This is a genomic window from Streptomyces sp. NPDC021012 (assembly GCF_044333355.1).
GTDB lineage: Bacteria > Actinomycetota > Actinomycetes > Streptomycetales > Streptomycetaceae > Streptomyces.
Genome location: NZ_JBIRQU010000013.1, coordinates 81,821 through 91,931, shown reverse-complemented (window position 1 = coordinate 91,931; position 10,111 = coordinate 81,821). Strand labels below are relative to the sequence as shown.

The 10,111-nt window shown below is 68.0% G+C and carries 10 protein-coding genes and 2 pseudogenes; 7 read left to right on the top strand and 5 right to left on the bottom strand.

Annotated elements, in window-relative coordinates; all coding sequences use genetic code 11:
• Positions 1-77: 77 nt before the first annotated feature.
• Positions 78-983 carry a sterol desaturase family protein gene (locus ACH4TP_RS32685; protein ID WP_398439970.1) on the bottom strand — a complete coding sequence of 302 codons (906 nt, stop codon included), beginning with the start codon at positions 981-983 and terminating at the stop codon, positions 78-80.
• Positions 984-1,539: 556 nt separating this feature from the next.
• Positions 1,540-2,740 (bottom strand): annotated as a pseudogene (locus tag ACH4TP_RS32680) (IS110 family transposase).
• Positions 2,741-2,808: 68 nt separating this feature from the next.
• Between ACH4TP_RS32680 and ACH4TP_RS32675 the strand changes: the two are divergent.
• Positions 2,809-3,617 (top strand): annotated as a pseudogene (locus tag ACH4TP_RS32675) (transposase family protein).
• 1,244 nt (positions 3,618-4,861) lie between these two features.
• Entirely contained in the window at positions 4,862-5,011 is a 150-nt protein-coding gene (locus ACH4TP_RS32670; RefSeq protein ID WP_398439968.1) for an integrase, read from the top strand.
• A gap of 434 nt (positions 5,012-5,445) precedes the next feature.
• Here ACH4TP_RS32670 and ACH4TP_RS32665 read toward each other — a convergent pair whose 3' ends face one another.
• The gene (locus ACH4TP_RS32665) at positions 5,446-5,598 is read right to left on the bottom strand and encodes a hypothetical protein (protein WP_398439967.1); all 153 of its coding nucleotides are present in this window, start codon (positions 5,596-5,598) and stop codon (positions 5,446-5,448) included.
• 46 nt (positions 5,599-5,644) lie between these two features.
• Here ACH4TP_RS32665 and ACH4TP_RS32660 point away from each other — a divergent pair, with 46 nt between their 5' ends.
• The 4 genes from ACH4TP_RS32660 (at position 5,645) to ACH4TP_RS32645 (ending at position 8,498) form a co-directional block, all read left to right on the top strand.
• On the top strand, positions 5,645-6,004 hold the full coding sequence (locus ACH4TP_RS32660; protein WP_398439966.1) for a hypothetical protein: 360 nt from the start codon (positions 5,645-5,647) through the stop codon (positions 6,002-6,004).
• 80 nt (positions 6,005-6,084) lie between these two features.
• The gene (locus ACH4TP_RS32655; protein ID WP_398439965.1) at positions 6,085-7,374 is read left to right on the top strand and encodes a peptidoglycan-binding protein; all 1,290 of its coding nucleotides are present in this window, start codon (positions 6,085-6,087) and stop codon (positions 7,372-7,374) included.
• A 26-nt stretch (positions 7,375-7,400) separates the two neighbouring features.
• A complete protein-coding gene (locus ACH4TP_RS32650) occupies positions 7,401-8,057 on the top strand; it encodes a peptidoglycan DD-metalloendopeptidase family protein (protein WP_398439964.1) in 657 nt (218 codons plus the stop codon).
• Between the two features lie 159 nt (positions 8,058-8,216).
• On the top strand, positions 8,217-8,498 hold the full coding sequence (locus ACH4TP_RS32645) for a hypothetical protein (RefSeq protein WP_398439963.1): 282 nt from the start codon (positions 8,217-8,219) through the stop codon (positions 8,496-8,498).
• 72 nt (positions 8,499-8,570) lie between these two features.
• Here ACH4TP_RS32645 and ACH4TP_RS32640 read toward each other — a convergent pair whose 3' ends face one another.
• Together ACH4TP_RS32640 and ACH4TP_RS32635 are read right to left on the bottom strand one after the other, a co-directional pair.
• Positions 8,571-8,984: a hypothetical protein gene (locus tag ACH4TP_RS32640; RefSeq protein WP_398439962.1), complete on the bottom strand. Its 414-nt coding sequence runs from the start codon at positions 8,982-8,984 to the stop codon at positions 8,571-8,573.
• A 127-nt stretch (positions 8,985-9,111) separates the two neighbouring features.
• Positions 9,112-9,774 (bottom strand): hypothetical protein, encoded by a 663-nt coding sequence (locus ACH4TP_RS32635; RefSeq protein ID WP_398439961.1) that lies wholly within the window; start codon positions 9,772-9,774, stop codon positions 9,112-9,114.
• 139 nt (positions 9,775-9,913) lie between these two features.
• Here ACH4TP_RS32635 and ACH4TP_RS32630 point away from each other — a divergent pair, with 139 nt between their 5' ends.
• Positions 9,914-10,036 (top strand): hypothetical protein, encoded by a 123-nt coding sequence (locus ACH4TP_RS32630; protein WP_398182826.1) that lies wholly within the window; start codon positions 9,914-9,916, stop codon positions 10,034-10,036.
• Positions 10,037-10,111: the final 75 nt, after the last annotated feature.

The window sequence follows — 10,111 nt, the reverse complement described above, 5'->3', positions numbered from 1 at the left end:
GGGGCACGAAGCCGGTACGGCGCGGTACGGGGCGGGGAGGTGCGCGGTACCGAGCGGGCGCGCGCGGTACGGGGGGACTACGCGGTGCGGGGCGGACGGCGCACGGGGTGGAGCAGGCTGGCGAGGATCGAGCCGGTCTCCGGGAACGTGGCGGGGTCCTTGACGCCGACGATCGCCGGGCGGCGGTCCGGTCGCCAGGTGAAGCTGCCGAAGAGGCGGTCCCAGACCGAGAGGTCCACGCCGAAGTGACCGGCCTCGGCCAGGTCGGCGCTGTGGTGCAGCCGGTGTTGCTCGGGAGTGGCCAGGACGTGGTGGAGCGGACCGATCCGGACGTCCACGTTCGCATGCACGAAATAACCCTGCACAAGGGTGAAGAGCGCCACCGCGAAAAGGCAGTCGGTGGAGAATCCGAGAAATCCCAGTGTCAATTGGACAGCGCCTTGCTTGAAGGCGACATCCAGTAGGTGGTTGACGCCGTTGTTGGCGACGTTCACTTTTCCCGGGACGTGATGGATTCCGTGTACCTTCCACAGCCACCGATTGGAATGCGCCCAGCGGTGGGCGAGGTAGCCGGCCAGTGAGGAAGCCAGCAGGGCGAGGGGCACCTCGGCCCCGAGAGGGAGCCCCGGCCCCGTGACGGGGGTCGCGGCCAGAACGGCCGTGACGACCGACTTGCCGAACACGGCGCCGGCCATGGTGAACCCGAAATACGCTGTGTACCACCATAGTTCCGGGCCGCTCGGGTGCCAGTCGGTCCGGTGCGGGATCAGCCGCTCCAGTGCCGCGAGATAGACGATGGTGCCGATCAGGAAGAACTGGACGGCCCGGCCGCGGTCCCAGCCGAAGTGCAGGACCGAGGTGAAGAGCCAGACTGCGGACAGGAGCAGAATCGGGTACGCGGCATAGCGGAGGCACTCGCGGGCGGACGCGCCGATAGTCCACGAATTCGCCGGCGGCGACCCCTTATCGGGTCGATCTTCCATGCGGAGAATCTCCATCACATCCGAATGGGGAGTTCGCAGAGTAGCAGCGGACGTGAGGGGCCGTGAATGAGTGGACGGCGTTTTTTGGACAGCTCGGAAAGGGGGCGCGCGAGGGGTATTTATAAGAAGAAGTTCTTTTCGCTCTCCGGTGTTCGTGGGGCGGGCTGGAGGGCGCGGGGCGCCGGTGCTCGGAAGCAACGATTCCGCACTCGTGCGGGCGACACCGGCCGTGTCGGTCGCCACCCGCCCGGAGAGCGGTTGCCGTGGGCCCCGGGCCCGGCGGATATGCCCGAAACCATCGCCCCGTGCCGCCGCGCCATCCGCTGATCCGCTCACCCTCCCGCGCCGGGCTCACGGGGGGGTGCCCCTATGTCTGTGGTCAAGGTGGTCGGGTCGGTGTCTGGTGGGTCCGGCAGTGTGGCTGTCGCGAGTGATGACGTGTCTGTTCGGGGGCGGCTGGTGAGGCCATGCGTTCGTGCGACTTCTGCGGTCACCCGGTCGTGATTGACTCGATCGACGAGCGTGACCGCCCGGTGTGTGGCGAGGGTGCTGAGGTTCAGCCCGAAGTAGCCGACCGGGGTTCGTAGAAGGTTCTGTCGCGGAGCATCACGAAGAGGACGTCGGCCCGGCGCCTGGCGAGGCAGAGCAGGGCTTGGGTGTGGTGTTTGCCTTGGATGATCTTCTTGTCGTAGTAGGTGCGGGAGGCCGGGTTGGCCAGGGCGGCGAACGCGGAGAGGAAGAAGGCCCGTTTGAGCTGCTTGTTTCCTCTCCGGGGCGGTTGTTCGCCGCGGATCGACGAGCCCGAGCTCCGGGGCGCCGGGGCCAGGCCGGCATAGGCGGCGAGGTGGGCGGCGGACGGGAAACTGGATCCGTCGCCGACGTCGATGAGGATCCGGGTTCCGGTCCTGACGCCGATCCCCGGCATGGACGTCAGGACCGTGGAAAGAGGGTGTGCCTCCAGCGGTTCCTCGATCCTCGCGGCCAGCGGTTTCCGCTGGTCAAGCACTGCCTGGAGCGAGTCGGCAAGACGGGGAACGATCAGCGCGGCTGCGTCCGTGCCGGGACGACGACGGTCTGCTCGTCCGGCGCGGTGAAGATGTCCTCGACCAGCCGCTCGGCCATCCGCGGCGCCTTCGGACGTATCAGCGTCACCAGCCGACGGCGTCCGGCCTTGCGGATCTGGTCCGGAGAACCGAACTGATCGAGGAGCTTGAGCGCAGCCGGGTGCCGCACTCGCGGGCCCAAGACCCGCTCCAGCGACGGGTGGAACTGCGTGAGCAGGACCCGCGGCCGGGTGCTGATCCTCGTTGCCTCGCCGGCCAGGTCGTCATCGAAGCCAACGATCATCTCCAGCTCGGCGATGGTCTCGTCTTCGAGGTCGACCCAGCGGAGCGTGTGCGGCATGACGCGGGCCGCGTCCGCGATGACGAACGCGCCGCAGGCGTCGGTCTTGGCTTCACCTGGGTAGAGGTCCGCGATCCGCCGCATCGTCAGTCCAGGCAGATAGGCGAGCGGGCAGCTTATGTCCCGGGCCACCGCCAGCGGCAGGGCTCCGATCGAGGCCGGCTGGTCGACCACCACGAGCACCGTTCCGTGCTTGGCTTGCAGCTTGCCGAAGACCGCGCGGAGCTTCGGTTCGCTGTTGGGCAGCCGCTTGTCGAACGCCTTCTTCCCGGCCGGGGGACGGCGGTAGCGTGGTGTTCGCCCTTCCCGACGTCCAGGCCGAGGAAAGCTCCGATCTCATGGAGCCCTTTCATCCTGCGCTGGAGGGTGAAAGGGGCTGGTCAGCGGGTGTGGTGACGAGGCAGGGCCCCTGGTCGTCGGCGTGGTGATTCCACTCATCACACCGGCGACCGAAGAGGCCCTGAAGGTTTCCGTATCCTGCCATGCTCGACGTCCCTCATGAGCTCGTCGAGCATGTCGCCTGGCTGCCGCACCAGCACCGCCAGGCCCGCAACACCCGCTGGCGCAAGCTCGGCTGCTTCCAGCAGGCGTTGCTCACGCTGGTGCACCTGCGTAAGAACGAGACGTTCTCGCAGCTCGGAGCAGGTTTCGGGATATCTCAGGCCACCGCCTGGCGGTACGTAGCCGAGACCTTGGACGTGCTGGCGGGCTGGGCGCCGGGCCTCCACGAAGCGCTTACCGGGCTCGGTGAAGGCGACCACGTCATCGTTGACAGCCGCCCTGATCCCGATCGACCGCATCTCCGCGAACGAGCCGTACTACTCGATGAAACACCGCAAGCACGGCATGAACGTACAGGTCATCGCCCGCCCCGACGGCACACCCCTGTGGTTCTCGCGGGCTCTGCCCGGACGCACTCACGACCTGGCCGCGGCCCGCGCCCACGGCGTGATCGAGAGCTGCCTGACCAGGCAGATCCTCGTCCTGGCCGACCGCGCCTACCAGGGTGCCGGCGCCACCGTCCGAACCCCCTACTACCGCCACCACGAACTGCCCGAGCGCTACCAGCAGTACAACCGGGACCACGCCCGCCTGCGCACCCCGGGCGAACGCGCCTTCGCACAGCTGAAAACGTGGCGCCTACTTCGCCGAGCCCGATGCTCGACCAACCGCATCGGACGCATCATCGTCGCCGTTCACACCCTCCTGACCTGCGAATACAGAGGATGAAAGAGGCTCAGTTACAAGGTCCGCTTCTGGGACATCCGGGAGCGGCCGAAGCGTCGCAAGCCGTTCGAGGTCCGATGGACGGTCAACGGGCGGGAGCGGTCGGAGTCCTTCATCACCAAGGGGCTGGCCGAGGGACGGCGCGCGAAGCTCATGACAGCGGCGCGCGACGGTGAGGCGTTCGACGAACAGACTGGTCTGCCGGCTTCCGAGATCCGTGCCATTCGGCAGCGGACCACCTGGTACGACCTGGCTCATGCCTACATCGATGAGCGGTGGGACCGAACGCCTGGCAACACTCGTCGTACCCTCGCTGATGCACCCGCTACCATCACGCCCGCGCTGGTTGGGTCCAATGCCCGCTACTCGGAGCCGAGGGTTCTGCGGCGAGCTCTGTATTCGTGGGCGTTCAACAAGCGCGTTTGGGGGAGTGAGCCATCTGCAGAATGGCAGCATGCCCTCGACTGGATGCAGAGGCATTCCTTGTCCGTCAGTGAGCTGATGGAACCAGACGTCGTGCGAAGGGCGTTGGACGCGCTCTGTTGCGAGATCGATGGCGAGGCTGCTGTGGCCAAGACCGCCTTGCGGAAGCGGTCGGCCTTCAGCGAGGTCCTCGGAGCCGCAGTCGACAAGGGATACTTCGCGGAGAATCCGCTCGCCAGGGTGAAGTGGCAGGCTCCTGGGGTGAGTGAGGAAGTGGACCCAGCTTGCGTGCCGAACCCGCCCCAGGTTGCTCGCCTGCTGACCGCTGTGGGCAGACAACAGGGCCGTGGCCCGCACCTTGAGGCGTTCTTCGGCTGCATGTACTACGCGGCCATGCGTCCGGCGGAGGTCATCCACCTGCAGATCTCGCAGTGCCATCTGCCGAAGAGCGGCTGGGGCATGCTCAACCTGAGCGGAGGTGTCGTCACGGCCGGCAAGGAGTGGACGGACGACGGCGCGGTCCACGAAGTGCACTCCTTGAAGCGGCGAGCCGTCAAGGCCACACGGCCCGCGCCGATACCGCCGCCGTTCGTGCACACACTGCGAAATCACATCGATCGCTTCGGCGTGGCGCCCGATGGCCGAGTGTTTCGCAATGCGGCCGACGGCTACGTTGACGCAGCAGCCTATGGCAAGACGTGGGAGCGGGCGCGCAAGAAGGCCCTGGCTCCCCATGAGCAGCCGACGCTCCTCGCCAAGAGGCCCTATGACCTCAGGCACGCTGGGATCTCGTTCTGGCTGCACTTTGGCGTGGATCCTGCCGAATGGCGCGCCGGGCTGGCCAGAGCATCCAAGTGCTCTTCCAGTACTACGCCAAGTTCCTGGACGGTCTTCAGGAGCATTCCAACCGGCTCATCGAGGAGTCGATGCAGGAGTGGAGCCGGCGCAGCGAGGACAGCAGCCCCAAGGGCTGAGCCGCGATTTGGCCCGCGTATGGCCCGGAACTGCTGGTCAGGACTGGGACATGGGTGGGATGAACTGGAAGAAGAGGAGTATTTCGGCGCTTCCCCCCCTCATGGGAAGGGTCGGGCGCTCCCAGTAGGCGCCTGACCCGGGGAAAACCCCAGGTCAGGCGCCTGCTTTCGTGCCGTTAGAAGAAAACCCGGGCTTCTTCGGCGAGTAGCCGACCAGCAGGTTCTTCGTCTGCTGGTGGTACAGCGGCAACACGGCGCCGACCTGCGCAGAAGTCTTCCGCGGGGCTCGTAGCCGGCATTCTGGTCCGTGAATGGCCCGGCTCTTGGTCGGGGTCTACTGTGGAAAGCGGGGAGCGATCCGCGGCCGAGTCGACTGAGCGCTTTCCTCCTGCTCACTCGGTGTCGCATCGGCAGGGCGTTGTGCTTGAGCTGCCTCAGGCGCTCCAGCCGGTGTGCCGCCCGGCGAGGAGCTGCGCCTCGGCCGGACGGCCGAACGGTTCCACGTCACCGCGGCGCGAGACGGCCAGGCCATCAGGAAGCAGGAAAGGCACATCGGCGGCGAGCTCTTCGCCCGCACCCGTCATCACGTCCGCTCTACTCCTCGGTCAGCAGTCGCACGACGACCCGCGCCCGGTGCACCGCGGACTCCAGCGGAGTCCGGAGCGGGCCGCGTTGACCGCGAAGGGCAAGACAGCGGTGCAGCGTCTGGAGGCCGACGGCGTCATCCGCGGCTACCGGGCCGTCATCGACCCCGCAGGCACGGGGCGGTCCGCCGGTGTCCTGATCGACCTCCCCCTCGACTCCCAGGACGCGGAGACCGGCGAGCACTCCGAGCAGACAGTGGCGCAGACCGCAGACCGCAGACCGCAGACCGCAGACCGAGGAAGTCATCGAGCTGCACCGGCTGTTCGGAAGCCCGACCACTTCGTGCGCGTCGGCGAAGCCGGCCGGGGCAACCGCCCCTCTCCGGTGGCGATCACCAGCCATGGCTGATTCGCTGGAAGTGGTGGGCCTCCGTACCAAAGTCCTCTCGGGTTCCCCGAACGCCGACTCATCGAAAGGACGGGCGGACGATGGCAGCACCTCAATGGCGGATACTGGTCGATCACATCCAGAGCGTCCCCGAGGGTGTGTACGAGACGAACGTGCCGGGGACCGGTTACGACAACCGGACACAGTTCGGAAGGCAGTTCGGCGAGGACGGCGAGCCGTGGTGCGTCATGTTCGACTGGGACATGTACGCCGACGTCGGCCTGGACCACATCGTTCCCAAGGTCAACAACGTCTCCGCCTTCACCGAATGGGCCAGGACGCGGGATCAGTGGTCCGGCTACCCCTCCATCGGGGCCTGGACGAACCTGTCCCAAGGCGGCCACACCGAGGTCGTGGTCGGTTTCGACGAGACCCACGTCTACACCAAGGGCGGCAACACCGTTCCCGAGAACGCCGAAGACGCGGGCCAGGGCTACGGCGTCTACTCGCACAGTACGGAGCGGCACAGCGCGAAGGTCGTGGGTTACTTCGCTCCGGAGTTCGAGGACGGCTGTCCGCCCACCGCCGACCCCGACGATCACCGGGGCGGTACGGCCGTCGCCTCATGGCGCTGGGCCGGTCCAGTACTGCCGCCTTCGGACATCACGGTGACAGCTTCGGAGGTCGTGTTCGGCGCACGGAACACCTCGGTGAGGATCGTCCAGGGCGCGCTCGCCAAGGAAGTGGGGCTCGACTACGCTGCGGCACCGGGCACGTTCGGGCCGCGTACGAAAGCGGCGGTGGCCGCCTTCCAGCGCAAGCTCGGCTTCACCGACGGCGACGCCGACGGTGTGTTCGGGCGCTTCTCGCTCACCGAACTGGGCCGTCGGCAGAACTTCACGGTCCGTGAGCTGAGCTTCTTCGACCGGCCTGTCCAGCCGGACGGCGAGGTCGCAGGGTACTCCGCCATCCCCCTGTCGAGCGTCAAGTTCGATCACGTGCAGGACGGAAGCACCACGGCGGCGGCCAAGGAGGCCTGCCGCATCCTCCGCGTACCGGAGACTCACTGGGTGCCGGGCATCCTGGTCGCGGGCCGGCGCGAGTCGTCGTACCGGTTCAACGCGGTGAACGACTGGGACACCAACGCCACAGGGCCCAAGCAGAGCGACGGCCATCCACGCAACTGCTCCCGGGGAGTCATGCAGGTCATCCCGCCGACCTTCGCCTCGTTCCACCAGCCCGGTACCTCAGAGGTCATCTACGACGGCGTGGCCAACATCTGCGCAGCCATGAACTATGTGATGGCTCGATACGGCGTGTACCGCGACGGGACGAACCTCGCAGGCCGCGTCTGCCAGTTCGACCCCAACCGCGGACCGTGCGGCTACTGATCACGGTCCCCGAAGGGACGCCCATCATGTCCAAGGTCGTCAATCTGTCGGAGCTGTACCCAGGTGCGCACAACGCCAGCGTCCTGGTGGTCCAAGAGGCCCTGGCCCAGGCGGTGGGACTCGACTTCAGCTCGGGCCCCGGTGTCTACGGTGACCGCACCAGAGAGGCCTACGCCAAGTGGCAGCGGCACCTCGGTTTCTCCGGCGCGGACGCGGACGGCCTCCCGGGAATGGATTCGCTCAAGAAGCTCGGTGCCCTCTTCGGGTTCGAAGTCCGAGGCGAAGGAGGGTCGGGAAGGGTGCCCTCCCCGGTGCCCGGGCATGGCGTCACCTACCGTTACGGCGTCCAGAATCCGCGGTACCTGGCCGGCTACCACACCGGGGACGACTATGCCTCGGCGCAGGGAACTTCGGTGGTCGCCGTCCGCGACGGCTCCATCCAGTGGTCCAACGACAACGGCGGTGCCTACGGCCACTGGGTCGGCCTCCAGGCCGACAACGGCCGGGTGTACGTCTACTGCCACCTCTGGCAGCGGGGCGTCGTCACCGGCCAGCAGGTCAGGGCGGGCCAACAGCTGGGCAAGGTCGGAGCGACCGGCAACGTCACCGGTCCCCACCTCCACTTCGAGGACCACCCACCGGGCCCCTTCGTCTATGCCCATACCCGCAAGCCGGCGTGGTAGGGACTGTCGGCTCACGACTTCAGGAGCCCGGATCGCTCTTGGAACGCCGCCCGTCAGAAGGAGGTCCAGGTGAACAAGATGCCGCCTCACCGCCCCGGAAAGCGGCCTCCTACTGTGGAACAACCCGGACCCATCCACCGGACCAAGGAGTAACAGCACGTGAACCACGAGTCCTTGCCGGACACCGTGACCGAACGTCAGATCTCCGAAGCCTGGCAGCGCATCACCGACTGGCTCCTGCGCAACGCCCCTACCTCCCACGCCGCGCTCGGCACCGGCGCGGCCTCGCCTGCCGTCACCGCTCTGGAAGACGCCGCCGACATGCTCGAAGCCGTGGCCCTGGCCACGCGGGACAAGCCCGGCCTGGTCGGTGGGGCGCTGGTGTGGGGGAGCAGGCTCGACCCCGCGCAGGAAGACCGGTGGCAGCCGCTGACCGGCTGACCGCGCAGGAGAAGCGGGCCGGCCCGGTGGGCTGGCGCCCTTTTTGCTTCACGTGCTGGCGTTCGGGCTGGGTCAGCCGATCTTGCGCCACGTGCAGGTCGTCGCAGTCGACCGACCCCTCCGACGCGTCGGAGGGGTGGACGCTCCAGGTGTGTCGCACACGCGGGTGCGGCCGTTGTCCGAGGTCCACGTTCCGTCGGCGCTGTTCTTCACCGAGGTGTTCGGGCCCAGGTAGTGCATCAGGCTGTCCCACTGCTTCGAGCCGGCAGGGTCGGGCATCGCCTGATGCATGTACCAGTAGTACGCGCCGGCGGCCGGGTACAGGTTGGTGTCCACCGTCCAGTTCGGGTTGAAGTACGGCAGCACACAGCCCGGCGCCGAGCCCTTGACGATGTTGTCGCAGCGCGGGGCGAGCTCGCGGACGCGGACGTCACCGCTGCTGGTGCCGAAGCCGGTGGACGCCGAGGAGGTCAGGCTGGCGTCCACGGTGGCCCGGACGGCCCATCCGAGGTCGATGGTCTCCTTGCCAGACCGAGGGCGGGCAGCCCCGGGTCGGTCTCAAGGAAGATCAGCGTGGCAGTGCCGATGCTCTTCGAGCACGCCTCGGTGCGGCTCATGTGGTCCTTGCCGAGCGGCTTGCCTCCGCACCAGGACACCAGGACACCAGGTCCACGGGCTCGACGAGACCGGCCCGCGGGGATGCCGCGGGCTCTTTGCTCTGCTCGGACGCCGGGGTGATCTCGATGCGCAGCTTGCGGCCCTTGGCGTCGACCGTGGAGCAGGGCCGCTCGCCGGTGGCCTTGAGGCCTGTGGGAGCGACGGCGCCCGGGCTGGTGCGGGTGACCTCGATGTCGGCCTGGGTCGGCGGGTCGATCGTCGACGTGGTCTGCGGCGCGGGGGACTTCATGTACGGGTCGATGCGGAAGTCCGCCCAGGGCGACCAGTTGGTCCCGTACAGGCTGCCGGCGAAGGCGGAGGTGCGGAACTCGTACAGCACGCCCGGCCTGAGCTTGCCGTACGGTACGGTCGCTTTCCCCGTGCTGCCCGAGGCGACATACGGTGATGTCAGCACCCCGTACTGCCCCGTCCCGTCGAGGTCGACCTGCGCCTTCGGGGTACCGTCCGCATTCGTGGTGTACACCTGGAACGTCAGGTTCGCGGTGTCGCCGTCCGCGTCGGTCACGGTGTTCCGAAGCGCCACCTGCGGAGTGATGACCCGCCGGACCGTGCCCGACTTCGAGAACTTGGGGCCGGCCGACGGAGCGGTACCCGGCACCGGCCGCGCACCCCCGGCGGCGATGGCCGCCAGGTCCTGCGGCCCGGCTGCCGCCACCGCCGCCGGGGAAGCCCCCAGGCCAGGCACAGGCGGCGTAGGAGCCACTGCCGCATGATCCCCCGACGGCCTCGTCCACCACGTGGACCGCGCCGACACCGGCACGCCCGAGGCCCTGTGCGGGACCGACCTCCCTCTCGGCGAACGGACCGGACACGGCGCGCCGTGTACCAGCCGCTTCGCCCAGGTCGAGGAACTCGCCTGACCCGGACCCCCGCGCCGGCTCCTCGGCGGTACCACCACCGGGTCCTGCAACGGAGGTGGCCCGGATGGGGTCTGG

Bases quoted from the DNA above. Each gene is read 5' to 3' on its own strand.
- ACH4TP_RS32685 (WP_398439970.1), bottom strand. From the start codon at position 983: ATGGAAGATCGACCCGATAAGGGGTCGCCGCCGGCGAATTCGTGGACT.
- ACH4TP_RS32670 (WP_398439968.1), top strand. From the start codon at position 4,862: ATGGCGCGCCGGGCTGGCCAGAGCATCCAAGTGCTCTTCCAGTACTAC.
- ACH4TP_RS32655 (WP_398439965.1), top strand. From the start codon at position 6,085: ATGGCAGCACCTCAATGGCGGATACTGGTCGATCACATCCAGAGCGTC.
- ACH4TP_RS32650 (WP_398439964.1), top strand. From the start codon at position 7,401: ATGTCCAAGGTCGTCAATCTGTCGGAGCTGTACCCAGGTGCGCACAAC.